Here is a 24,680-nt window from a genome sequence, read left to right on the forward strand (position 1 = left end):
CGCGTGGCTGAGCGCCCGTCAACACCATCCACCGAAGCGCTCGAGCGCGAGGTCGCCGATGAGGTCGATCGCGAATTTCTGGCCGAGGGCCATTCGCCGCAGTCGCCCGAGGCGCGCGCCGAGCGCGCCAAGCGGCTGCATCTGAAGGCACGCGCGCAGGGCGTGATCGAAGACGCGCGCGAGCGGTTGGGTCCGGGGACGCGCATCTTCGAGGTCCTGCGCCGCGTCATCGTCGGCACCTATACCGACGGCTTCATCCATGCGGGAAATCTCGCCTATCTCGCGCTGATCGCGCTCTTCCCCTTCTTCATCCTGCTCGCCGCGGCGCTCAGCCTGTTCGGCGGCAGCGCGGGGGGCGAGGCGGCGATCGACGCGGTCTTTTCGATCATGCCGCCGACCGTTTCGCGCACGCTCGCCGAGCCGATCCGCGAGGTGATGGGCGCGCGCACCGGGCTCTTCCTGTGGCTCGGGGCGCTCGTCGCGCTGTGGACGGTCGGCAGTCTTGTCGAGACGATCCGCGACATTCTCCGCCGCGCCTATGGCACGCATTTCAGCCGCGGCTTTTTCCACTACCGGATCATGTCGATCGGCATCATCACCGGCGCGGTCGTGCTGATGCTGCTGTCGTTCAGCATGCAGGTGCTGATCGTCGGGATCGAGCAGTTCGTCACCCGCGTATTGCCCGAACAATATCAGTCGTGGGGCGTCGTTCTGCTGTCGCGGGGGATTTCTGGCCTCGGGCTGTTTTTTGCGATCTATATGCTTTTCTATTCGCTCACCCCGGCGAAATATCGGCGGCTCAAACGCTGTCCCAAATGGCCCGGGGCGCTGTTCACGACCTGCTGGTGGATCGGCGTCACGCTGGCGCTGCCGCCGCTCCTCGCCAGCCTGCTGCGCTATGATGCGACCTACGGCAGCCTCGCCGGGGTGATGGTCGCGCTGTTCTTTTTCTACCTCGTCGGATTGGGTATGGTGATCGGCGCCGAACTCAATGCCGCGCTGGTCGAGGTTGAGGATTTGGGCCACGACGCTATTGGGCGCATCGACGATGTGAATGTCGGAGATATGGAATGACGGGTCTGATGCAGGGAAAACGCGGGCTTATCATGGGCCTCGCGAACGACAAGTCGCTCGCTTGGGGGATCGCGAAGGCGCTCCACGGCGCGGGCGCCGAACTCGCGATCAGCTATCAGGGCGAGGTGATGCTCAAGCGGGTGAAGCCGCTCGCCGACGAACTCGGCTGCGACTTCCTGATCGACTGCGACGTCTCCGACATGGCGAATCTCGACCAGGCCTTCGCGACGCTCGCGGCGCGCTGGCCGACGATCGACTTCGTCGTCCACGCGATCGGCTACACCAACAAGGAAGCGCTCCGCGGCCATTATGCCGACATCGGCCTCGAGGATTTCCTGCTGACGATGAACATCAGCGTCTACAGTTTCACCGCGGTCGCCAAGCGCGCGGCGGCGATGATGAAGCCGCTCGATCCCGAAACGGGCGAGAGCGGGGGCGCGATGCTGACCTTGAGCTATTATGGCGCCGAAAAGGTCGTGCCGCACTATAATGTCATGGGGGTCGCCAAGTCGGCGCTCGAAACCAGCGTCAAATATCTCGCCAATGATTACGGCCCGCAGGGGGTGCGCGTGAATGCCATCTCGGCGGGGCCGATCAAGACGCTGGCGGCGAGCGGCATCGGCGATTTCCGCCTGATCCTGAAATGGAACGAGTATAACGCCCCGCTGCGCCGCAACGTCACGATCGACGACGTGGGCGGCTCGGCGCTCTACCTGTTGAGCGATCTCGCCTCGGGCGTCACCGGCGAGACGCATCATGTCGACGCGGGCTATCACACCGTCGGCATGAAGCAGGAGGATGCGCCGGACATTGCGCTTGCCTGACGGCGTCCGCATCCGCCCGGCGGAGGCATCGGACGGCGAAGCGATCGACGCGCTGATCCGTGCCGCATTTGCGGGTAGCGCCCATGGCTATCAGGGCGAAGCCGAGCTCGTTCACGGAATCGAAGCCGACGGCGATGCGCTCGTGTCGCTGGTCGCGGACGTCGAGGGCGCGATCGCCGGCCATATTCTGTTCAGCCGGATGAATGTCGAAGCCGATGGCCGCTCGCTTGCCGCAGCGGGCCTCGCCCCGCTTTCGGTGTCGCCCGTGCATCAGCGGCGGGGCATCGGCGGGGCGCTGATTCGCGCCGGCCTCGATGCGCTGCGCGAACGGGGCGTTGCGATCGGTTTCGTGCTCGGCGACACCGCTTATTATTCGCGCTTCGGCTATTCGGCGGACCTTGGCGCGCGCTTCGTTTCGCCCTTTGCCGGCCCGTATTTCATGGCGATGAGGCTCGATGGCGGCGCGTGGCCAGGCGAGGGCCGCGCCGACTATGCGCCCGCCTTCGCCCGCCTCGGCTGAAATCGCCGCACCGGTTGCGCTTGAATTGCGGCGCGAATCCCGCCATCGACCCATTATGGACCTCGCCCTCGCCATCGACCATGTGCAGGTCGCCATGCCGGTCGGCGGCGAGGCGGAGGCGCGCGCCTTTTTCGGCGGCCTGCTCGGCCTTGCCGAACTGCCCAAGCCCGCCGATATGGCGGCGCGCGGCGGCTGCTGGTTCGCGCTCGGCGACCGCCAGCTGCACATGGGCGCCGAACGCGATTTCCGCCCCGCGAAAAAGGCGCATGTCGCGCTCGCGACCGACGCGCTCGATGCGCTGCGCGCGCATCTCGAACGCGCCGGCTTCACGACGCACGACGACAGCGTGATCGACGGGCGGCACAGCTTCTTCACCGAAGACCCCTTCGGCAATCGGATCGAATTCATGGACAGGACGCCGCGCGCATGAGTTTCAACAGCTTCGGACGCGTTTTGCGCTTCACGACCTGGGGCGAAAGCCATGGGCCGGCGCTCGGCGCGGTCGTCGATGGCTGCCCGCCGCGGCTGTCGCTGTCCGAAGAGGACATCCAGCCCTTCCTCGACAAGCGGCGCCCCGGCCAGTCGCGCCATACGACGCAGCGCCGCGAGCCCGACCGGGTGCGCATCCTGTCGGGCATTTTCGAAGGCAAGACGACCGGCACGCCGATCAGCCTGATGATCGAGAATGTCGACCAGCGCTCGAAGGATTATGGGGAGATCGCGCAGGCCTATCGCCCCGGCCACGCCGATTATGCCTATGACGCCAAATATGGCATTCGCGACTATCGCGGCGGGGGACGGTCGAGCGCGCGCGAAACCGCGGCGCGCGTTGCGGCAGGGGCGGTCGCGCGGCTCGTCATCCCCGAGGTGCAGATCCACGCCTGGGTGGCGGAGATCGGCGGCGATGCGATAGATCCTGCCAATTTCGACCTTGAAGAGATTGATCGTAATCCCTTTTTCTGTCCAGATCCCGCCGCCGCGCAGCGCTGGGAAGGCCTGATGGACGACGCGCGCAAGGCGGGCAGTTCCTTGGGCGCGGTGATCGAATGCGCGGCGAGCGGCGTTCCCGCCGGCTGGGGCGCGCCCGTCTATGCCAAGCTCGACGGCGACCTTGCCGCCGCGATGATGGGGATCAATGCGGTCAAGGGCGTCGAGATCGGCGCCGGCTTCACCGCGGCAAAGCTGCGCGGCGAGGAAAATGCCGACCCGATGCGCCCCGCGAGCGACGGCAGCAATCGCCCCGATTTCCTCTCGAACAACGCCGGCGGCATTGCGGGCGGCATTTCGACCGGCCAGCCGGTCGTGGTGCGCGTCGCCTTCAAGCCGACGAGTTCGATCCTCACGCCGGTCCCGACGGTCAACCGGGCGGGCGAGGCGACCGACATCGTGACCAAGGGGCGGCACGACCCCTGCGTCGGCATCCGCGGCGCGCCGGTGGTCGAAGCGATGATGGCGCTCGTCCTCGCCGACCATAAATTGCTGCACCGGGCGCAGTGCGGGTAGAGCCTGATGACATGAGATTGAAACACCGCCTCGCTCCCTGTCGTCATTCCGGCGAAAGCCGGAATCTCGCCGTGGCCTTTTACCGTGAGCGCGAGATTCCGGCTTTCGCCGGAATGACGATTCAGATGAAGAAGAGCGGGTGCTAGCGGCCGATGATCGCCGCTGTCGAGGCCTTCGTCACCGAGCATCAGGCGGTCATCGGCCTCGTCATCCTCGGCCTGATGTTCGTCGGCTTCGTGATGGAGCGCTTTCCGGCGACCGTCGTTGCGATCCTCGGCACCTGCACCTTCCTCTTCCTCGGCATTTTGACCGGGAAGGACCTGTTTTCGGTTTTTTCCAACTCGGCGCCGGTGACGATCGGCGCGATGTTCATCCTGTCGGGCGCCCTGCTGCGCACCGGGACGCTCGACGCGATCGCGAGCCGCATCATCGCGCGCGCGAAGCGGCACCCAAGGCTGGCGCTCGCCGAGATGTTCCTCGGCGTCTATGTCGCGTCGGCGTTTCTGAACAATACCCCCGTGGTCGTGGTGATGATCCCGATCATGCTCAAGCTGGCGAGCGCGCTCGGCATCAGCGCCAAGCGGCTTTTGATCCCGCTCTCATACGTCTCGATCCTCGGCGGCACGACGACCCTGATCGGCACCTCGACGAACCTACTCGTCGCGGCGGTGGCGGAGGATAACGGGCTCGACCGCTTCGGCATCTTCACCATCACGCCCGTAGGCATGGTGGCGGGCGTCGCGGGCATATTGTCGCTCGTCCTGATCGCGCGGCGCTTCCTGCCCGACGATACCGCCAGCCAGATCGCGCTCAGCCAGGAACATCGCAGCTTCCTGTCCGAAGTGCGTATATTGAAGGGCGGCAATCTCGTCGGGCGCCGGCTACGCGATGTTCCGTTCACGAAGCGGGCGAGCGTCAAGCTCGTAGGACTGAAGCGCGGCTCGGCGCTGCGCCGCACCGGCCTTGCCGACGAAATACTCGAAGCCGACGACCGGCTCGTCCTGCGGCTCGACCTTTCGGAGCTGCTTTCGATGCGCGCGAACAAGAATGTCGCGATCGGCCTCACCGCGGGCAGCGAGGAAGTCGACCAGGACGACGAAGCGATCGTCGAAGCGATGATCGCGCCGAGCCACCCGGCGATCGGCCGGCGATTGCTCGAAATTCCCTTCCTCTCGTCGCTCAAGGTGCGCATCCTCGGCATCGCGCGCTTTCGCAAGACTCCGGGCCCGGACCTTCCCAATGCCCGCGTCCAGGCGATCGACCGCATTCTCGTCACCGGTCCCACCGAACAGATCGAACAGCTTTACGGCAATCCGCACCTCTATGGCGTCGGCACGACCAGCGAACGCGAATTCCGCCGCGCCAAGGCCCCGATCGCGATCGGGGCGCTGCTCGGGGTGATCCTGCTCGCGAGCTTCGACCTGATGGACATCGGCGTCGCGGCGATCATCGGCGTCGGGCTGATCCTCGTCACGCGCTGCATCGACGCCGACGAGGCGTGGGATTCGATCGACGGCAATGTGCTGGTGCTGATCTTCGCGATGCTCGCGGTCGGGCTCGCGCTCGAAAATTCGGGCAGCGTCGCGCTGATCGTCGGCGAACTGACCCCGCTGCTGCGCGAGGTGCCGCCATGGGCGCTCGTCGTCGCGACCTATCTGGTGTCGGTCCTGCTGACCGAGGTGGTGACGAACAATGCGGTCGCGATCCTCGTCACCCCGCTTGCGATCGCGCTCGCCCGCGATCTCGGCGTCGATCCCTATCCGATGGTCGTCGCGGTGATGTTCGCCGCTTCGGCGAGCTTCGCGACCCCGATCGGCTATCAGACCAACACGCTGGTCTATGCCGCGGGCAATTACCGCTTCGTCGATTTCTTCCGCGCGGGCATTCCGATGACGCTCGCGGTCGGTTCGGCGACCTGCGTCGCCATCACTTTGCTCATGTAGCTTCTCAAAAAACTCGCGATTGCCCGCGGACCGGCGGACTGTTACGCCCCCGGCTTTATGCTTGCGACGGGTCGCGCAGGGCAGGACGAGGAGGACAGGGATGAACGAGGCAACGGCCGCTACGCCGGAAAAGGGCGAAGAGGCAAGGGCCAGGCGGCTGCAATGGCGGATGCTGGTCGGCTTTGCCGTGGGCCTGTTCACGGGACTCGCCGTCCATTATGGCGCGGCGGACGCGCCGTGGGTCGACACCGTGACCACCTATGTCACCGGACCGATCGGCCAGATATTCCTCCGCCTGCTGTTCATGCTGGTGATCCCGCTGCTCGTGTCGGCACTGATCGTCGGCGTCGCCGAAATGGGCGAGATGCGGGCGCTCAAGACGGTCGGACTGCGGACGCTCTTCTACACCATCATCGTGTCGTCGGTCGCGGTCGCGGTCAGCCTGGTGATGGTCAACGTGCTGCGGCCGGGCGCGGGGGTCGATCCGGTGCTCGCCAATTCGCTGCTCGCCGAGGGCGCGGCGCGCGCCGGGGCGATCATCGAGAGCGCGCATGAATCGAAATCGGGCATCGACGCGGTCGTCGCGATCGTCCCCGACAATTTCTTCAACGCGATGAGCCAGAACGACGTGCTCGCGGTGATGTTCTTCGCGCTCTTTTTCGGCATCGGGCTGATGCTGGTCCAGACGCCGCAGACGCAGGTGCTGAAGACTGCGATCGAGGGCGTGTTCGAGGTCGCGATGCGGCTGATCGGCCTCGTCATCCGGCTCGCGCCGATCGCGATCTTCTGCTTCATGTTCAATCTGGCGGCGCATTTCGGATGGGACCTGATCGCCCGGTTGTCGGCCTATGTCCTCGTCGTGCTGCTTGCGCTCGGCCTGCAGATGTTCGTGATCTTTCCGGTCATCCTGAAATTGTTCGCGAAAAAATCGCCGATCGCCTTTTTCCGCGAGACGCAGGAAGCCTTCGTCATGGCCTTTGCGACCGCCTCGTCGAACGCGACGCTGCCGACGTCGCTGCGCGTCGCGCACGACCGGCTGCGCCTTCCCGACCGGGTCGCGCGCTTCGTGCTGACGATCGGCGCGACCGCGAACCAGAATGGCACCGCGATGTTCGAAGGCGTGACGGTGATCTTCCTCGCGCAATTCTTCGGCATCGACCTGACGCTGACGCAGCAGATCTCGGTGATGCTCGTGTGCATTCTCGGCGGCATCGGCACCGCGGGGGTTCCCGCGGGATCGCTGCCGGTGATCGCGCTGATCCTTGCCTCGGTGGGGGTGCCGCCCGAAGGGATCGGGCTGGTGCTCGGGGTCGATCGTTTCCTCGACATGTGCCGCACCGTCCTCAACGTGATCGGCGATCTCGTCGCCGCGACGGTGGTGTCGGCCGGGGTCAAGGATGAGCCGGCAATGACCGCAGCGCCGCCCGCTTGATCGCGGCTATTCGTTGCGGGCAGCGCGAGACCGCGTGCTCCGGTCCGCGCGCGCGGCGGGGCGTGCTGGCGCGATTCTCGGCTCGGAGCGCGCCGGTGCCGGTCGCGCCGCCGGTGCGGGCCGCGCCGGTCGTGCCGTCGCGGCCGGGCGGCTGGGGCGGGGCGTCGGGCGCGCCGCGGGCTGTCTCACTGGCCGACGGTGTCCGGCGGCCTCGCCGGGCGCACCGGAAGACAGGCCGGGACGCTGTGGTCGCGGCCGCACGGCGGCGGGACGATCGGGGCGCTGCGGATGATTTGCGGCGGGCGGCCTGTTGCCGGGTCGCGCTCCGTCCGATCGATCGTCGTCGCGATGACCGTTCCAGCCGCTCGGACGGCCAGGTCGGTTCGGCCGCCCCTTGTCATCGTCGCGATCATGTCCGTTCCAGCCTCCCGGGCGGCCGTCATGGTCCCTGTCGCGGTCGTGCCCGTTCCAATTGCCGGGGCGGCCAGGTCTGCCGGGACGGCCGTTCCAGTCGTCGCGATCGCGGCGATGCTTCCACCAGGCGCGGCGGCCGCCCCAATAGTTGAGGTAGCGGCCGTTCAGCGGATAGCGGTTGCGGTAATTGTCGTACATCCACAGGCCATAGCCGGGGTAGAAATAATTATCGTACCAACCGCCGCCAAAGCCGATGCTGACGAAGCCGCTGCCATAGTCGGCCGCATCGTAGCAGTCGTACCCATAACCATCGTCATAGGCATAGGGGTCGTAGTCATAATAGGAATTGCCGCAGGCATAGCCCGCCCCGCCATAGCCGGCGCCATAGACGTCGCCGTAATAGCAGCCGCCGAGCGTCGTCGTCGCGAGCGCGCCGAGCGTGAGCGAAAGGGGACGGCGGAAATATTTGCGCATGGGTTCGATCCTCGCGAAAATCCGACCACGCGGATCTTCGCTTTCGCTGCCTGAATGGCCGAGGCGAGTTGAATTTGCGCTGAATGGGCGCGGCGCGGCGGACGCACGTTACTTGCATCATTGTCAGTAGTGCGATAGCCTTTGCATCAGGCGAGATGGATGGAGAGTCGCGCACGATGAATGCCCCGGCGAAGATCGAATGGTCACAGGCGCGCTTCGGGCCCGACACGCAGCATTGGCTGCCGCGCAGTTCCGGCAGCAGCCTCGACCATATTCCCGGCGACGACGGCATCCCGGTTTTCGGCACGACGCTCGCGCAGATCAAGGACCCGACCGGCTTCACCAACCGCATGGTGGCGCGCTTCGGCAAGGTCTATCGTGCGAAGAGCTTTGGCGGCCGCGGCGTTTCGCTCGTCGGGGCGGAAGCGAACGAGCTGGTGCTCTTCGACCGCGACAAGCTGTTTTCGTCCGAACAGGGGTGGGGGCCGGTCCTCAATCTGCTCTTCCCGCGCGGGCTGATGCTGATGGATTTCGACAAGCATCGCGCCGACCGCAAGACGCTGTCGGTCGCGTTCAAGCCCGAACCGATGCGCCACTATGCCGCCGCGCTCAACGACGGCATCCGCGACCGCGTCGCCGCTTGGAGCGGCAAGACCTTCCCCTTCTATCCGGCGATCAAGCAGCTGACGCTCGACCTCGCCGCGACGAGCTTTCTCGGCATTCCATGGGGGCCGGAGGCGGAGAAGGTCAACAAGGCCTTCGTCGACATGGTGCAGGCGTCGATCGGCATCGTCCGCGTGCCGATGCCCTTTACCGCGATGGGCCGCGGCGTCGCGGGCCGCAAATATCTCGTCGACTATTTCGCGCAGATGGTGCCCGAGCGCCGCGCGTCGTCGGGCGAGGACATTTTCACGCAAATCTGTCAGGCGAAGGACGAGGGCGGCGACTATCTGTCGGTCGAGGCGATCGTCGATCATATGAATTTCCTGATGATGGCCGCGCACGATACGATCACCAGCTCGATCACGTCGCTCGTCTGGCTGCTCGCGAAGCACCCCGAATGGCAGGACAAGCTGCGCGAGGAGATGCTCGCGGTCGCGCCGGCGGGCGAGGGCGTCGGGCATAACAGCCTCGGCGAACTCGAACTCACCGAAATGGCGTTCAAGGAAGCGCTGCGGCTGATCCCGCCGGTCCCCGCGATCCCGCGCCGCGCGCTGCGCGATTTCGAATTCGGCGGCTATCATATACCCGCCGGCACCAACATCGGGATCAATCCCGCCTACACGCATATGATGGCCGAATATTGGCCCGAGCCCGAGCGGTTCGATCCGATGCGCTTCGCGCCCGAGGCGGTGCGCGGGCGGCACAAATATGCGTGGGTTCCGTTCGGCGGCGGCGCGCACATGTGCCTGGGGCTCCACTTCGCCTATATGCAGGCGAAGATCTTCTTCCACCATGTGTTGACGACGCACCGTATCACGGTCGCCGAGGGCTATGCGCCCGACTGGCAGATGTGGCCGATCCCGCGGCCGAAAGACGGGCTGACGGTGCGCTTCGACCCGATCTGAGCTTGCGGGCCGGAGCGGGCTGCGCCACCGTGCGGCGGTGAAGAGTTTCCGCCCCTATCTCATAGGTTTCGGCATCGCCGTGCTGTTCACCATCGCGGCGATCCGCGCGATGGCCTGGCTGCGCGCGCATCCCGAGCACGACCCGACCGCGCGCTTCGAACTCGCGCAGCCGCAGGGCTGGGCGACGCGGCGCAAGCTGCTCGCGCTCGCCGGCGACGACACGGCCTGCTTTGCCGCCTTCGACCGCGCGGGCGCGGGCTACGAGCGCCGCGCGCCGATGGGCGAGGGCGCGTGCCGCGCGAGCCAGCGGATGATCCTGACGGGCAATGCGTTCGTACCGACGATGCAGCCTGCAAATGCGGCGCCCGGCTGCGCGGTCACCGCGGCGATGGCGCTGTGGACGCGCGATGTCGTCCAGCCGCTCGCGCAGAAATATTTCGGGCAGAAGGTCGCGAAGCTCGAAAATCTCGGCAGCTATAATTGCCGCAAGATTGCCGGGCGGCAGGCGCAGAGCGAGCATTCGACCGCCAATGCGATCGACATTTCAGCCTTTGTCTTTGCCGACGGAACGCGCGTGTCGCTGATCAACGACTGGGATCAGGGCGACCGCCGCAGCGAGTTCCTTCATGCGGTGCGCGACGGATCGTGCGACCTGTTCAGCACCGTGCTGTCGCCCGACTACAATCGCGCCCACGCCGACCATCTGCACCTCGACATGGCGGTGCGGACCGCGGGATGGTCGGTATGCCGTTAGCTCAGACCGTAAAGCTCTCGCCGCAGCCGCACGCGCCCTTGGCGTTGGGATTGTCGAAGACGAAGCCGGCGGCGAAATCATCCTCGACCCAGTCCATCGTGCTGCCGATCAGATAGAGGACCGAGGCGCCGTCGATGTAGAAGGTGCCGCCCGGCGTCTCGATCTTTTCGTCGAACCTTTCCTCTTCGGTCACATAGTCGACCGAATAGGCGAGCCCCGAACAGCCGCGGCGCGGCGTCGACAGCTTGACGCCGATCGCGCCTTCGGGGGCAGCGGCCATCAGCTTCGCGATGCGCGCTTCGGCGCCCGGCGTCAGCGTGACGGCGGCGGGGCGGGTGCGGGGTTTGGTATCGGTCATATATAAACTCCTAACCCCCTCCTCTTCAGAGGAGGGGTAGCGAGACTTGCGAGCTTGCTCGCTAGTCGCAGCGGGGTGGTGCTCCTGCACGGTGCTCACCACCCCAAAACCTCCTCCTCTGAAGAGGAGGGGCTTAATCCTTCACAGCATCCCCAGTTCGAGCCGGGCCTCGTCGCTCATATTGGCGGGCGACCAGGGCGGGTCCCAGACGAGATTGACTTCGGCATCGCCGACCCCCGGAACCGCGCCGACGCGCAGTTCGACCTCGCCCGGCATCGATTCGGCGACCGGGCAATGCGGCGTGGTCAGCGTCATCGTGACCATCACATGCCCCTCGTCGATCTCGACATTGTAGATCAGGCCCAGATCATAGATGTTCACCGGGATTTCGGGGTCGTAAATGTCCTTCAGCGCATTGATGACGGCTTCATAGAGGTCGCCGCCGACCGCATTGGGGTCGGCCGCCGCGGGTCTGGCGGCAAGGAAGCCCTCCAGATAGTCGCGCTTGCGCTCCAGCTTCTCGGGCGCGGTCTCGGCGTCGGCGACGCGCGCCTTGGGCGGCGCCTCGACGCTGGTGACTTCCTCGACCCTGATGCTGCTGTCCTCACTCATCCGAAAATCCTTTCGACGCGCGCCAGTCCTTCGATCAGCGCGGTCACATCGTCTTCATTGCTATAGAGCCCGAAACTCGCGCGCGCGGTCGCCGGAACGCCCAGATGCTCCATCAGCGGCTGCGCGCAGTGGTGCCCGGCGCGGATCGCGACCCCGCTTTCGTCCAAGATAGTGCCGATGTCGTGCGGATGAACCCCCGCCATCGCGAAGCTGACGATTCCGGCGCTGTTTTCGGGGCCGAACAGGCGCACGCTGTTCTTGCGTGCCAGCGCTTCGCGCAACCGCCCGACAAGGGCGCATTCATGCGCATGGATCGCGTCGAGCCCGATCGCATCGACATAGTCGACCGCGGCCGCGAGCCCGAGCGCCTCGATAATCGCCGGCGTCCCCGCCTCGAAGCGCGTGGGGGCGGGGGCATAGGTCGTCTTGGCAAAGGTCACGCGGTCGATCATCGACCCGCCGCCCTGCCACGGCGGCAGTGCATCGAGCTTGTCGCTCCACAGCACCCCAACGCCGGTCGGGCCATAGAGCTTGTGCCCCGAAAACGCATAATAGTCGCAGCCGAGCGCCGACACGTCGACGGGCAGCCGCGGCACCGCCTGGCAGCCGTCGATCAGCAGCTCGGCGCCGACGCGGTGCGCGAGATCGGCGGCACGCGCGACGTCGAGCGGGCTGCCGAGCACGTTCGAGACATGGGCCAAGGCGACCATATTATGCTCGGAGGTCAGCAGCCTTTCGGCGGCATCGAGGTCGATGCGGCCGTCGTCGGTGAGCGGGCAAACGTCGACCTGCCACCCCGCGAGCTGCCACGGCACGATATTGCTGTGATGCTCGAGCACCGACAGCAGCACGCGGCCTTTCTTCGGATGCGCATAGGCGACGAGGTTGATCGCCTCGGTTGCCCCGCGCACGAACGCCACCTGCTCCTCGCGTGCACCGATAAAGCCCGCGATCCGCCGCCGCGCCGCTTCATAGGCAAGCGTCATGTCGGCCGAGCGCGCATAGACGCCGCGGTGGACGGTCGCATAGTCGCGGCCCATCGCGGCGACCGTCGCGTCGATCACCGCCTGCGGCTTCTGCGCGGTGGCGGCGGTGTCGAGATAGTGCCAGCCGGGGGTCAGGCCAGGGAAGTCCTTCCTCAAATCCTCCCCGGAACGGGGAGGGGGACCGTCCGCAGGATGGTGGAGGGGCACAGGCGGTTTGCGCGATGTATCGGTGGAGCGTGTCCCCGAGGGTGCCCCTCCACCAGCTTCGCTGGTCCCCCTCCCCGTGCCGGGGAGGATTTTTGCGTCGCCGCTCACACCAATTCCCCCAGCTTCGCCAGCGCCAGTTCCTGCAACCGCGCTTCATCCTCGGCGCCGTCGAACACGCCGGCGACGAACGCCTGCAACAATATCGTCTTCGCCTCCGCCGGCGGCATCCCGCGCGACTGAAGATAGAATAGCGCCTCTGCATCGAGTTCGCCGATCGCGCAGCCGTGCGCGCACTTCACATCGTCGGCGAAGATTTCGAGTTCGGGCTTGGCGTTGGCCGTCGCGCTACGCTCGATCAGCATCGCCTTCACATCCTGCTCGCTGTCGGTCGCCTGCGCATCGCGCGCCACCGCGACCTTGCCGAGATAGGTGCCCGTCGCGGTGCCGCCGAGCACCGAGCGCACGACCTGCCGCGACGTCGCGCCGGGTTCGGCGTGGGTGACGGTGGTGATGATCTCGAGCGTCTGCTCGCCGCCGCCGATCTGCGCGGCGCCGAGCGTGAAGTCGGCGCCCTCGTGCAGCGTGACGGTCAGTCCGATGCGGCCATAGGCGCCGCCGATGTTGAGCAAATGCAAAGCCGCCTTGGCATTCCTGCCGATGCTCATTTCGATCTGATGGATGCGGCCTTCATCCTGCACGATCGCGCGTTTGAAATCGCCGCCCGCGGGCACGACGATGCTCTCGGGCGCGGGCAGCGGCCAGAGGCGCGCCAGCGCCTCGATATCGCTATAGCGCCACGCCTCATCGCGGCGCGTGGGGAGGGAAGCCGTGGTCACGCCGCGACCTCCCACGCGTCGTCACCCCGGACTTGATCCGGGGTCCACGCGGTCATGGATGCCGGATCAAGTCCGGCATGACGATGAAAGGAAAGGTGCGTGCAGATGCTCAAGCCGCCACCTCCGCATAGCCATGCGCTTCGAGTTCGCGTGCGAGTTCGGGGCCGCCCGACTTGACGATCCGGCCGGCGGCGAGGACGTGGACGAAATCGGGCTCCACATAGTCGAGCAGGCGCTGATAGTGCGTAATCAGCAGCACCGCCTTGTCGGGACGCCGCATGATCGTGTTGATGCCTTCGCCGACGACGCGCAGCGCGTCGATGTCGAGCCCTGAGTCCGTTTCGTCGAGGATCGCGAGCCTGGGATCGAGGATGCCCATCTGCACCATCTCGTTGCGCTTCTTCTCGCCGCCCGAAAAGCCGACGTTCACCGGGCGCTTGAGCATGTCCATGTCGAGCTTCAAGAGCCCCGCCTTCTCGCGCGCGAGTTTCAGGAAATCGCCGCCCGACAGCGGTTCTTCGCCGCGTGCCTTGCGCTGGGCGTTCAGGCTCTCGCGCAGGAACTGGACGTTCGACACGCCGGGGATCTCGACCGGATATTGGAAACCGAGGAACAGGCCCGCCGCAGCACGCTCGTGCGGGTCGAGGGCGAGGAGGTCGATCTCCTCTCCATCGTCACCCCGGACTTGATCCGGGGTCCATTCCGGCGCCGCAGTCGTGGATGCCGGATCAAGTCCGGCATGACGAGGAGCGGTGAGGGTCACCGACCCCTCGGTCACCTCATACCCCGGCCGCCCGCCGAGCACATAGGCGAGCGTCGACTTGCCCGCGCCGTTCGGCCCCATGATCGCATGGATTTCGCCCGCGTTGATGATGAGCGACAGGCCCTTCAGGATCGGCTTGTCGGCGACGGCGGCGTGGAGGTTTTCGATTTTGAGCATGGTCATCTTTCTAGCCCCTCCCCTTCAGGGGAGGGGTTGGGGTGGGGGCTATCGGCCTGACGCAAGGTTTCGACAATTAATCGAAGCACGCCGTCCATATTGGTCAGCACATCGCGGTTTGTGACGTGGATGACCCGGTAGCCCATCTGACCCAGCGCGGCATCGCGGCTGCGATCGCTCGCTTCGCCATGCGTATCGCCATCGACCTCGACGATCAGCTTCGCGCCGGAACACATAAAGTCGGCGATGAATGCTCCAATCACCTGCTGGCGACGGAACTTGCATCCCTCAAGCTGCCCGTTCGACAATCGTCGCCAAAGTCGCTTTTCGGGTTCGGTCGGGTTGTTTCGCATGTGGCGGGCGCGACGCTGTAATTCGGCGATGTCCAAGGCCGATAGCCCCCACCCCCGGCCCCTCCCCTGAAGGGGAGGGGTGGAGAGGCGCCTCGACATATCGCGGCTACTCAAGCCCCTCCCCTGAAGGGGAGGGGTTGGGGTGGGGGCTATCGTCATCCCACACTCCCCTCCAGCGAAATTCCCAGCAATTTCTGCGCTTCCACCGCGAACTCCATCGGCAGCTGCTGCAGCACTTCCTTCGCGAACCCATTCACGATCAGCGCCACCGCCTCTTCCTGCCCCAGTCCGCGCTGCATGGCATAGAACAGCTGGTCGTCGCTGATCTTGCTCGTCGTCGCCTCATGCTCGACCTGCGCCGAGGGATTGCGCACCTCGATATAGGGCACGGTGTGCGCACCGCACTGGTCGCCCAACAAAAGGGAGTCGCACTGGGTGAAGTTGCGCACGCCCTCGGCATTGGGCGCGACGCGCACCAATCCGCGGTAGGTGTTGTTTGATTTGCCCGCGCTGATGCCCTTGCTGACGATGGTCGAGCGCGTGCGCTTGCCATTGTGGATCATCTTGGTGCCGGTGTCGGCCTGCTGATAATTGTTGGTGACCGCCACCGAATAGAATTCGCCGACGCTGTCGTCGCCGTTGAGGACGCAGCTCGGATATTTCCAGGTGATCGCGCTGCCGGTCTCGACCTGCGTCCACGACACCTTGCTGCGCTTGCCCTGACAGAGCGCGCGCTTGGTCACGAAATTATAGATGCCGCCCAGCCCCTCGGCGTTGCCGGGATACCAGTTCTGGACGGTCGAATATTTGATCTCGGCATCGTCGAGCGCGACCAGTTCGACCACGGCGGCGTGAAGCTGGTTCTCGTCGCGCATCGGCGCGGTGCAGCCTTCGAGATAGGAGACATAGGCGCCCTTGTCGGCGACGATCAAAGTGCGCTCGAACTGCCCCGTATTCTCGGCGTTGATGCGGAAATAGGTCGACAGCTCCATCGGGCAGCGCACGCCTTCGGGCACATAGACGAAGGTGCCGTCCGAAAAGACCGCGCAGTTCAATGCCGCGAAATAATTGTCGTGCTGCGGCACCACACGCCCTAGCCACTTCTTCACCAGCTCGGGATATTCGCGGATCGCCTCGCTGATCGACAGGAAGATGACGCCGGCCTTTTTCAGCTCCTCGCGGAAGGTGGTCGCGACCGAAACGCTGTCGAACACCGCGTCGACCGCGACCTTGCGCGCGCCCTCGACGCCCGCGAGCACCTTTTGCTCCTCGATCGGAATGCCCAGCTTTTCATAGACTTTCAGGATTTCGGGATCGACCTCGTCGAGGCTCTTGAGCGCCTCCTTCTTCTTCGGCGCCGCATAATAGTACGCGTCTTGGTAGTCGATCGGCGGCACATTCAGCTTCGCCCAGTCGGGCGGGGTCATCGTCAGCCAGTGGCGATAGGCCTTCAGCCGCCAGTCGAGCATCCATTCGGGCTCGTTCTTCCTGGCGCTGATGAAGCGCACCGTATCTTCGCTGAGTCCCTTGGGCGCGAAGTCGGTTTCGATGTCGGACGACCAGCCATGCTCGTAATCGGCGACGCGTAGCGCCGCTTCGCGCGCGGCCTGATCCTTGACGCCGATATCTTTTGTTGGGGTTTCGGTGTTTTCGGTCATGCTTCTATCCTCCCCTCCCGCTTGCGGGAGGGGATATTCGTGGAATGGGCGGCCTCTACAGGCCCTCCCCAAACCCCTCCCGCCTGCGGGAGGGGCTTGACGAGACTCGCGAGGCTGATCTCAGCCAGCGCACCGCGCACCGCGCCGTTGACGACGCCCCAATGCGGCTGCACCTTGCAATTGCCCTCGAGCGCGCAATCGTGGCGCCCCGCCTCGACACAGCTTGTCAGCGCGATCGGTCCCTCGACCGCCTCGATGATGTCGGCAACGTTGATCGCCGCCGCGGGGCGCGCCAGCCGCACCCCGCCGCCGGTGCCGCGCGTCGAGACGAGCAGGCCGGCGCGCGCAAGGCTGCTCACCAGCTTCTGCGCGGTCGGCCCCGGAATCCCCGTCTGTTCGGCGAGCAGCCCCGCGTGCAGCGGCACCGACCCGCATTGGCGCGCGGCGGCGCTCATCAGCACCACGGCATAGTCGGCAAGATTGGACAGGCGCATCGCTTGGTCCGGGCTCTTTCCCGTTCGAATTGCGAACGATTCTTAACTGGAGTAAATTACTCCACTTATATAGAGAGGACGTTCCGGCGGTGCAACCCGTGCGGCTTCGTATGCGACGATAAAAAAATGGCACCCATCTGGCCGAAGCCAAATGAGTGCCGAGATGAAGGTCTCAGTCCTCGTCAGGAGGAAGAGCTCTTCTGGGTCGCAAGGGCCGAATAGGCTTCGGCGATGATTCGGGATTGTATGGAAACGCCAAAACGACATCTCGCGCAATTTTAGTTGGTTAACGCGTGGTGACGCTTTCGTGTCAGGTATCTGACACCAGCGGGCTGACCCGGCCTGCCAGCTGCTTGCGGCCGCGCGTCGTCGCTTTCGTATAGAGCGTCGGATGCGAGAGCTGCCCGGGCGTCGCCCCGGCGAAGCGCTTGATCTCGCGGATCAGGTGCGACTGGTCGTAGAAGGCGTCGGCGAGCATCGCATCGTCGAGCGTTTCGCCGCGCGCCAGCGCCGCGGCGGCACGCACCGCGCGATATTTACGCGCGAGCATCCGCGGCGGCAGGCCATAGAAATGCTTGGTCATCCGCTCGACCGAGCGGATCGACATGCCCGTCGCTTCGACCAGGTCGCTGACCTGCGGCGAGGCGTGCGAGGCGAGCCATTCGTCGACGGTGCGCGTGAACCACACCGGTGCGGGCTCGTTCTTCTTCAGGATTTCGCGGACGAAATTATTGCCGATCACCAGCCGTTCTTCGGTGCCCGAAGCCTTGTCGAGCGCGTCCGCAACCTCGACCATCCAGTCGCCGAACAGCGCGGTCGCGTCGATCGCGCGGTCAGTGAGCTTGTCGGCATCGTCGCCCATCAGCGTGGCCCAGCCCGCGGGCATCATGCCGAAACCGTAAAGGCGCGTCGTGCCGCGGGCGATCGCGCGCACGCGGCCGCTCGTCGGGCCGATGATCGTGGCGCGGCTGGCCGGGACGACATGGCCGTCGGCGAAGATATATTCGCCGTCGGGATTGCTCATCACGCGGAACTGCGGCCGGTCGGCGCGCTCATATTCGTCGAAATGGGGGATGTTGATGCGCGCGACGTAAAAGCTCGACACCATCTCGGCCAGATCGGGATCGGGCGCGAAATATTGCAGCTCGAACGGCGGTTCGCCGTCACCCGGCGGCGGCGTTGTGTTTTGCGTCATGACGAGACCGACCCCGACAGCTGTCGCTGCCTTGTTGCTTGAAACAAAGCATTTGCTTTTCAGCGCGACCCGTCAAGAGGCAATTTTATGCCGCCGATCAGCCTTTTTGCGCAGCGATCCACGCGTCGACGCGCCGTTCGAGAATGTTAAGCGGCACCGGTCCCGATTTCAGCACGACGTCGTGAAAGGCTCGAATGTCGAAGCGATCGCCGAGCGCGGCGCGCGATCGTTCGCGCAATTCCATGATCTTGAGCTTGCCGATCAGATAGGCTGTCGCCTGCCCCGGATAGACGATATAGCGCTCGATCGCCTTTTCGATGTCGCCGTCGGGATTGGGCGTATTCTGTTTCAGATAGGCGATCGCCTGCTCGCGGCTCCAGCGCCGGTCATGAATCCCGGTATCGACGACGAGCCGGCACGCGCGCCACAATTCCATCCCGAGCCGCCCGAAGTCGCTGTAGGGGTCGGTATAGGCGCCCATGTCCTTCGCGAGTTCCTCGGCGTAAAGTCCCCAACCCTCGGTATAGGCGGTAAAGCCGCCGAAGCGGCGGAAAGCGGGCAGGCCTTCAAGTTCGGTCTGCACCGCGCGCTGCAAGTGATGCCCCGGAACGCCTTCGTGATAGACGAGCGCCTCGAGCTCGGTCTTCGACATGTCGTTGAGATCATAGAGGTTCACATAATAGGTGCCGGGGCGCGATCCGTCGGGAGAGGGCGACTGGTAAAAGGCCTTGCCCGCCGATTTCTCGCGAAAGGCTTCGACCGCCTTCACCTGCAAGGGAGCCTTGGGCAGCGTGTTGAACCAGGCGGGAAGCCGCACCTCCATCGCCTTCACCTTGGCATCGACATCGGCGAGATAGGCTTCGCGGCTCGTGTAATAGAATTGCGGGCTCGTGCGCAGATGCTCGAAAAATTGCTGAAGGCTTCCCTTGAAGCCGACCTTCTCCTTGATCCTTTCCATCTCGCCGTGAATCCGCGCGACTTCGCGCAGGCCGAGTTCGTGGATCTGGTCGGCGGTCATGCCGGTGGTCGTGTAATTGGCGAGCAGCGCCTGGTAATAGGCCGCGCCGTCGGGCAGCCGCCACACGCCGTCCTCGGTCGGCGCACCCGCCTGCTGCCGCCGCATTTCGGCGAGCAGGCGCGCATAGGCGGGGGCGGCACTCTCGTTCCATGCCGCCTTTGCGGCCTCGACGATCCGCGCCTTGTCGGCGTCGGCGGCATCGAGCCTGGCGGCCTTCGCCTCGATATCCTCGATCACGGCATTGTCGGGACGCAGCAGATTCTCGATGTCCGAAATGACATAGGCATAGACCCACTTCGGCGGCTGGATACCCTTGGCGGCGCGCTCGGCCGATTGTGCCGACAATTGATCGAGCACCGGCCCCATGCCGCGAATGCGCGACACATAGGCCTCGGCCTCGCTCAGATTCGATACGCGGTGGATGTTGATCAGAAAGGCGGGCATCCGGCTCTGCGCGCCGTTCATCTGATCGAAGATATAGCCATGGTCGCGAAAGGCGAACAACCGCTCGTCGCGCTCGGCCTGCGCGTTGAACAATTCGAAGGAGAGCGCATCGTCGGCCGGCAGCGTCGCGGGATCGAAGCTGCTGCGCATCGCCGCCGCCGCCGCCTGTTGCAGCTTGTGTTCGGCGACTTCCGCCTCGTCGCTGACATCGTCCCATTTACCGTAATCGGCGTCGCGGATGCCGCGATAGGCCTTGCTCAGCGGACTGAGCGAAAGCTGCGCTTCGTCATATTTTTCGAAAAATTCGGCCAGCCCGGCACCAGCCGGCGCCGCGGACGCGGCGGCTGGCGGCGCCTGTTCGACCGCAGCGGGGGCGCAGCCGGCGGCGGCAAGGACGAACAGGCAGCTCGACAATTTGGCGGCAAGGCGAAGGTGCGACACGATTACTCCCCGTTTTTCCATAGCTTTTTTCTGGCCCGCCGCGGGGCTTGCCATAGTGCCCCGCGCGGCGCAATGGCGAGCCATGTCGTTTCTCGCCTCCGCCGCCGACGCCGCCTACGCGCTCATCCGCCCCTTCGTCCATGCCAGCGACGGCGAGGCGGCGCACGATCTGACGCTCGCCGCGCTCCAGCCGCTGCCGCGCGCGCGGCGCGCGCTCACCAGCCCGGCGCTTGCCACCGAGCTTGCCGGCATCGCCTTTCCCAACCCGGTCGGCCTCGCGCCGGGGTTCGACAAGGACGCGCGTGTCGCGCACGCGATGCCGCATTTCGGCTTCGGCTTCGTCGAGGTCGGCACGCTGACCCCGCTGCCGCAGGCGGGCAATCCGCGCCCGCGGCTGTTCCGGCTGGTCGAGGACCGCGCGATCATCAACCGCATGGGCTTCAACAACGGCGGACAGGAAAGCGCGGCCGAGCGCATCGTGCGCCTGCGCCGTTACGGCCTGCCGGTGCCGCTCGGGATCAATATCGGCGCGAACAAGGACAGCGCCGACCGCATCGCCGACTATGCGAAGGGCGCCGCTGCGATGGCGCCGCTCGCCGACTATCTGACCGTCAACATCTCGTCGCCCAACACGCCGGGGCTGCGCGCGCTGCAGGACAGGGGCGCGCTCGAGGCGCTGCTCGACGGCGTCGCGGCGGCGCAGGGCGATTTGGCGAAGCCGGTCTTTCTGAAAGTCGCGCCCGACCTCGAACCCGCCGACATCGACGACATCGTTGCGGTGGCGATCGACAAGGGGCTGGCCGCGATCATCGTTTCGAACACGACGGTCGAGCGCCCGGCGCTCGCCTCGCGCCATGCGGGCGAGGCGGGCGGGCTGTCGGGCGCGCCGCTCGCGTCCCTCGCGCTCCAGCGGCTCCGCGATTTCCGCGCCGCGAGCGGCGGGCGCGTGCCGCTGATCGGCGTCGGCGGCATCGCGACCGCCGGGCAGGCGTGGGATCGCATCCGCGCCGGGGCGAGCCTGGTGCAGCTCTATTCGGCGATGGTCTATGAAGGCCCGGGCCTCGCCGCGCGCATCGCACGCGGGCTGGAGGAGCTGGCGGCGCGCGACGGCTTTGCGCGGGTGTCCGACGCGGTGGGGACGGCCGGCTAGCCGGTTCCCCTCCCGCAGGCGGGAGGGGAGGATGTTGTCGGGGTTGCAACGCTCCATGCCCCGCGCCAATGTCGCGCGCATGATCAAACGAATCCTTGCCGTCCTCAGCCTCTTCGTCATCGCCATCCCGTCGCTCGCCGCGGCGCAGGGCGTCACCTCTTCCGCCGATCCGCGCGCGACCGAAGCGGGGCGCGAGATACTGATGAAAGGGGGATCGGCGGCCGACGCCGAAATGGCGATGATGCTGGTGCTCACGCTCGTCGAACCGCAGTCGAGCGGCATCGGCGGCGGCGGCTTCTTCCTCTATCATGATGCGAAGACGGGGACGATTGCGACGATCGACGGCCGCGAAAAAGCGCCGGCGGCGGCGACGCCCGAGCGCTTTCTGGACAAGGACGGCAAGCCGCGCGGTTTCATGGACGTCGTTCCCGGCGGGCTGTCGGTAGGCGTCCCCGGCAATATCCGCCTGATGGAAGAGGTTCACAAGCGCTGGGGCAAACTTGCCTGGGCCGATATCTTCCAGCCCGCGATCGACCTTGCCGACAAGGGGTTCAAGGTCACCCCGGTCCTCCACCGTTTCATGACGCTCTATGCCGACGTGTGGAAGGATTTCCCCGAGCTTCGCGCCATCTATTATGTCGACGGCAAGCCCGCGCCGGTCGGCACGGTGATCAGGAACCCGGCCTATGCCAAGCTGCTGCGCGACATCGCGGCGCGCGGCCCCGACGCTTTCTATACCGGCGCCAATGCGCAGGCGATCGTTGCGGCGGTGACGCGGGCGCCGCGCAATCCGGCGAAGATGACGCTCGCCGACCTCAAGGCCTATCGGGCGAAGGAGCGCCCGGCGGTCTGCACCACCTATCGCATCTACAAGGTCTGCGGGATGGCGCCGCCCTCGTCGGGCGCGACGACCGTGCAGGGCATCCTCGGCATGCTCGAAGCCTATGACATGAAGGCGATGGGCAAGGACAATGTGATGAGCTGGCACCTGCTCGCCGAGGCGATGCAGCTCGCCTATGCCGATCGCGGCCAATATCTTGGCGACAGCGATTTCGTCGACGTGCCGGTGAAGGGACTGCTCGACAAGCAATATCTCGCGAGCCGCCGGATGCTGATCTCGCCCTATTCGGTGCGCAGCGACTATCCCGCGGGCTCGCCGCCGGGCGCCGAACCGCGCACCCCCACCGGGCCGGTCGCCGAGCATGGCACGACGCATTTCGTCGCGGTCGACCGCGACGGCAATGTCGCGACGATGACCTCGACGGTCGAATCGATCTTCGGCAGCCAGCTCGTCGCCAACGGATATATCCTCAACAACGAACTCACCGATTTCACCTTCGTGCCCGAAAAGGACGGCAAACCCGTCGCGAACCGGGTCGAGGCGAACAAGCGCCCGCTGTCCTCGATGTCGCCGACGATCGTCTATGGTCCCGACGGCAAGCTGATCCTCGCGCTCGGTTCGGCTGGCGGCAAGCGGATCATCATGCATGTCACCAAGACGCTGATCGGTGTGCTCGACTGGGGCCTGTCCGCCGAGGATGCGATCGCGCTCCCCAATCTTTATTTCGACAATCAGGGCGCGATCATCGAGGATAATGCGATGGGACAGAGGATCGCAAAGGAATCGGCGGTGTTCGGCAAGCCGATCCGGCCCGAGGATTTCGGGTCGAAGGTCAATGCGATCGAGCGCACCCCGGCCGGCTGGCGCGGTGCCGCCGACCCGCGTACACCCGGCACCTGGGCGACCGACGATCCGAGCGCGGCGGCCGAATAAGATAATAGAAAACAACAGACGCAGCATCCTCCCGGGAGAGAAGAGGCATGAAGCTCGACAACCCGCATCTCGACCATTTTCCGAGTCTGGTCGCGATGTTCTTCGACCGCGCCGAACGGGGCGGCGAAGACCCGTTCCTGTGGCGCAAGGCCGACCGCGCGTGGCAACCGCTCAGCTGGCGGCAGGTCGCGAACCAGGTCGCGGCGCTCGCGCATAATCTGCGGCGGCTGGGGCTGAAGGAGGGCGACCGGGTTGTTCTCGTCAGCGAGAACCGGCCCGAATTCTGCATCGCCGACCTCGCGATCATGGCCGCGGGCTGCATCACCGTGCCGACCTATACGACCAACACCGAGCGCGACCATCAGCATATCCTCGACAACAGCGGCGCGCGCGCGGTGATCGTCTCGACCGCGAAGCTTGCGCGCACGTTGATGCCCGCGGTGATGCGCTCGAACGTCAGCCTCGTCATCAGCATGGAGCCGCTGCGCGTCGGCCAGCAGGGCGAGGTCGCGGTCCACGACTGGGCGCCGCTGGTCACCGGCGGCGAAGCGCATCTGGACGAAGCGAAAGCGCATGGCCTCGCCATGTCGCGCGACGATATAGCCTGCCTGATCTACACCAGCGGCACGGGCGGCGCGCCGCGCGGGGTGATGCAGCACCATGGCGCGATCCTGCACAACGCGGCGGGCGCGGCCGAAATCCTGGTCAACGACTTCGGGATCGGCGACGAAGAGGTGTTCCTCTCCTTCCTGCCCCTGAGCCACGCCTATGAACATTCGGGCGGCCAGTTCCTGCCGATCATGGTCGGCGCGCAAATCTATTACAGCGAGGGGCTCGAAAAGCTGGTTTCGAACATCGAGGAGACGAAGCCGACGATCATGGTCGTCGTGCCGCGCCTCTTCGAGGTGATCCGCGCGCGGATGATCAAATCGGTCGAGAAGCAGGGCAGGCTCGCGAACTGGATGCTCGGGCAGGCGCTGCGCGTCGGCGAAAAAGATTATGAGCGGCGCATGGGGCTGATCGACCGGCCGGTCGATCTGATCCTCAACAAGCTGTTCCGGCCGAAGATCCAGCAACGCTTCGGGGGGCGGATGAAGGCGCTCGTGTCCGGCGGCGCGCCGCTGAATCCCGAGATCGGCGTTTTCTTCCATTCGATCGGCCTGACGCTGCTTCAGGGCTATGGCCAGACCGAAGCGGGCCCGGTGATCAGCTGCAATCGCCCCAAGACCGGGCTCAAGATGGACACGGTCGGCCCGCCGCTGATGAACACCGAGGTGCGCATCGCCGACGACGGCGAAATCTGCGTGCGCGGCGAGCTGGTGATGAAGGGCTATTGGCGCAACGAGGCCGAAACGCAGCGCGTGCTGATCGCCGATCCCGCCGATCCCGACGGCGCCCCCTGGCTCCACACCGGCGACATCGGGCATATCGACGAAGCGGGGCGTATCGTCATCACCGATCGCAAGAAGGATCTGATCGTCAACGACAAGGGCGACAATGTCTCGCCGCAGCGCGTCGAGGGGATGCTGACCCTCCAGCCTGAAATCCTCCAGGCGATGGTCTATGGCGACAAGCGCCCGCACCTCGTCGCGATCCTCGTCCCCGATCCCGAAGGGAATTATATACTTGACTCCCGAAACAAATTAGGGTAGTTATCTTCTTGTCGGAAGCGGAAACGCTTGGATTTGAAAGGATAACACGATGTTCA

23 protein-coding genes are annotated in these 24,680 nt (G+C 65.5%); 12 read left to right on the forward strand and 11 right to left on the reverse strand.

All coding sequences use genetic code 11. From position 1 onward, the window contains the following. The first annotated feature begins 3 nt into the window (after positions 1-3). The 7 genes from CHB69_RS18730 (at position 4) to CHB69_RS18760 (ending at position 7,296) form a co-directional block, all read left to right on the forward strand. Positions 4-1,074, forward strand: coding sequence for a YihY/virulence factor BrkB family protein (locus CHB69_RS18730; RefSeq protein ID WP_089217447.1), 1,071 nt, complete (start codon positions 4-6; stop codon positions 1,072-1,074). Then, a complete protein-coding gene (locus CHB69_RS18735) occupies positions 1,071-1,898 on the forward strand; it encodes an SDR family oxidoreductase (protein WP_089217448.1) in 828 nt (275 codons plus the stop codon). Before CHB69_RS18730 ends, CHB69_RS18735 begins: the two co-directional genes overlap by 4 nt. Further along, on the forward strand, positions 1,891-2,418 hold the full coding sequence (locus tag CHB69_RS18740; RefSeq protein ID WP_170935641.1) for a GNAT family N-acetyltransferase: 528 nt from the start codon (positions 1,891-1,893) through the stop codon (positions 2,416-2,418). The genes CHB69_RS18735 and CHB69_RS18740 overlap by 8 nt, the downstream gene beginning before the upstream one ends. A gap of 55 nt (positions 2,419-2,473) precedes the next feature. Further along, positions 2,474-2,848, forward strand: coding sequence for a VOC family protein (locus CHB69_RS18745; protein ID WP_089217450.1), 375 nt, complete (start codon positions 2,474-2,476; stop codon positions 2,846-2,848). Next, positions 2,845-3,921, forward strand: coding sequence for a chorismate synthase (gene aroC / locus CHB69_RS18750; RefSeq protein WP_089217451.1), 1,077 nt, complete (start codon positions 2,845-2,847; stop codon positions 3,919-3,921). The genes CHB69_RS18745 and aroC overlap by 4 nt, the downstream gene beginning before the upstream one ends. 152 nt (positions 3,922-4,073) lie before the next feature. Further along, positions 4,074-5,864 carry an SLC13 family permease gene (locus tag CHB69_RS18755; protein ID WP_089217452.1) on the forward strand — a complete coding sequence of 597 codons (1,791 nt, stop codon included), beginning with the start codon at positions 4,074-4,076 and terminating at the stop codon, positions 5,862-5,864. A 100-nt stretch (positions 5,865-5,964) separates the two neighbouring features. After that, positions 5,965-7,296 carry a dicarboxylate/amino acid:cation symporter gene (locus CHB69_RS18760; RefSeq protein ID WP_089217453.1) on the forward strand — a complete coding sequence of 444 codons (1,332 nt, stop codon included), beginning with the start codon at positions 5,965-5,967 and terminating at the stop codon, positions 7,294-7,296. A 6-nt stretch (positions 7,297-7,302) separates the two neighbouring features. Here the strand turns inward: CHB69_RS18760 and CHB69_RS18765 are convergent, their stop codons facing one another. Further along, positions 7,303-8,184, reverse strand: coding sequence for a hypothetical protein (locus CHB69_RS18765; protein ID WP_089217454.1), 882 nt, complete (start codon positions 8,182-8,184; stop codon positions 7,303-7,305). Between the two features lie 176 nt (positions 8,185-8,360). On the opposite strand from CHB69_RS18765, the gene CHB69_RS18770 reads away from it, so the two are divergent. Together CHB69_RS18770 and CHB69_RS18775 are read left to right on the forward strand one after the other, a co-directional pair. Continuing rightward, positions 8,361-9,752 (forward strand): cytochrome P450, encoded by a 1,392-nt coding sequence (locus CHB69_RS18770; protein WP_089217465.1) that lies wholly within the window; start codon positions 8,361-8,363, stop codon positions 9,750-9,752. A 37-nt stretch (positions 9,753-9,789) separates the two neighbouring features. After that, positions 9,790-10,506: an extensin-like domain-containing protein gene (locus CHB69_RS18775; RefSeq protein ID WP_245836954.1), complete on the forward strand. Its 717-nt coding sequence runs from the start codon at positions 9,790-9,792 to the stop codon at positions 10,504-10,506. A 1-nt stretch (position 10,507) separates the two neighbouring features. Here CHB69_RS18775 and CHB69_RS18780 read toward each other — a convergent pair whose 3' ends face one another. The 10 genes from CHB69_RS18780 to CHB69_RS18825 all read right to left on the reverse strand — a co-directional run bounded on the left by CHB69_RS18780 (position 10,508) and on the right by CHB69_RS18825 (position 20,048). Then, on the reverse strand, positions 10,508-10,864 hold the full coding sequence (locus CHB69_RS18780) for a HesB/IscA family protein (RefSeq protein WP_089217456.1): 357 nt from the start codon (positions 10,862-10,864) through the stop codon (positions 10,508-10,510). Between the two features lie 141 nt (positions 10,865-11,005). Next, a complete protein-coding gene (locus tag CHB69_RS18785) occupies positions 11,006-11,476 on the reverse strand; it encodes an SUF system Fe-S cluster assembly protein (RefSeq protein WP_089217457.1) in 471 nt (156 codons plus the stop codon). Then, a complete protein-coding gene (locus tag CHB69_RS18790) occupies positions 11,473-12,618 on the reverse strand; it encodes an aminotransferase class V-fold PLP-dependent enzyme (protein WP_089217458.1) in 1,146 nt (381 codons plus the stop codon). The genes CHB69_RS18785 and CHB69_RS18790 overlap by 4 nt, the downstream gene beginning before the upstream one ends. Before the next feature lie 155 nt (positions 12,619-12,773). Then, a complete protein-coding gene (locus tag CHB69_RS18795) occupies positions 12,774-13,505 on the reverse strand; it encodes a SufD family Fe-S cluster assembly protein (protein ID WP_089217459.1) in 732 nt (243 codons plus the stop codon). 109 nt (positions 13,506-13,614) lie between these two features. Beyond that, positions 13,615-14,445 carry a Fe-S cluster assembly ATPase SufC gene (gene sufC / locus CHB69_RS18800; RefSeq protein WP_089217460.1) on the reverse strand — a complete coding sequence of 277 codons (831 nt, stop codon included), beginning with the start codon at positions 14,443-14,445 and terminating at the stop codon, positions 13,615-13,617. Between the two features lie 2 nt (positions 14,446-14,447). Beyond that, positions 14,448-14,834, reverse strand: a complete 387-nt coding sequence (locus CHB69_RS18805; RefSeq protein WP_281252669.1) for an endonuclease domain-containing protein — start codon at positions 14,832-14,834, stop codon at positions 14,448-14,450. Between the two features lie 119 nt (positions 14,835-14,953). Beyond that, a complete protein-coding gene (gene sufB, locus CHB69_RS18810) occupies positions 14,954-16,456 on the reverse strand; it encodes a Fe-S cluster assembly protein SufB (protein ID WP_089217461.1) in 1,503 nt (500 codons plus the stop codon). Next, positions 16,453-16,950, reverse strand: a complete 498-nt coding sequence (locus tag CHB69_RS18815) for an RrF2 family transcriptional regulator (RefSeq protein WP_245836955.1) — start codon at positions 16,948-16,950, stop codon at positions 16,453-16,455. Before CHB69_RS18815 ends, sufB begins: the two co-directional genes overlap by 4 nt. Positions 16,951-17,260: 310 nt before the next feature. After that, positions 17,261-18,145, reverse strand: coding sequence for a helix-turn-helix domain-containing protein (locus CHB69_RS18820; protein ID WP_089217462.1), 885 nt, complete (start codon positions 18,143-18,145; stop codon positions 17,261-17,263). A gap of 97 nt (positions 18,146-18,242) precedes the next feature. Continuing rightward, entirely contained in the window at positions 18,243-20,048 is a 1,806-nt protein-coding gene (locus CHB69_RS18825) for a DUF885 domain-containing protein (RefSeq protein ID WP_089217467.1), read from the reverse strand. Between the two features lie 82 nt (positions 20,049-20,130). Here CHB69_RS18825 and CHB69_RS18830 point away from each other — a divergent pair, with 82 nt between their 5' ends. The 3 genes from CHB69_RS18830 (at position 20,131) to CHB69_RS18840 (ending at position 24,624) form a co-directional block, all read left to right on the forward strand. Further along, positions 20,131-21,198: a quinone-dependent dihydroorotate dehydrogenase gene (locus CHB69_RS18830; protein WP_089217463.1), complete on the forward strand. Its 1,068-nt coding sequence runs from the start codon at positions 20,131-20,133 to the stop codon at positions 21,196-21,198. A gap of 79 nt (positions 21,199-21,277) precedes the next feature. Beyond that, positions 21,278-22,972 carry a gamma-glutamyltransferase gene (ggt, locus tag CHB69_RS18835; protein ID WP_089217468.1) on the forward strand — a complete coding sequence of 565 codons (1,695 nt, stop codon included), beginning with the start codon at positions 21,278-21,280 and terminating at the stop codon, positions 22,970-22,972. A 47-nt stretch (positions 22,973-23,019) separates the two neighbouring features. Beyond that, entirely contained in the window at positions 23,020-24,624 is a 1,605-nt protein-coding gene (locus CHB69_RS18840) for an AMP-dependent synthetase/ligase (RefSeq protein ID WP_245836956.1), read from the forward strand. Positions 24,625-24,680 lie beyond the last annotated feature (56 nt).

It is taken from the genome of Sphingopyxis indica (assembly GCF_900188185.1).
In the GTDB taxonomy this organism is placed as follows: Bacteria; Pseudomonadota; Alphaproteobacteria; order Sphingomonadales; family Sphingomonadaceae; genus Sphingopyxis; species Sphingopyxis indica.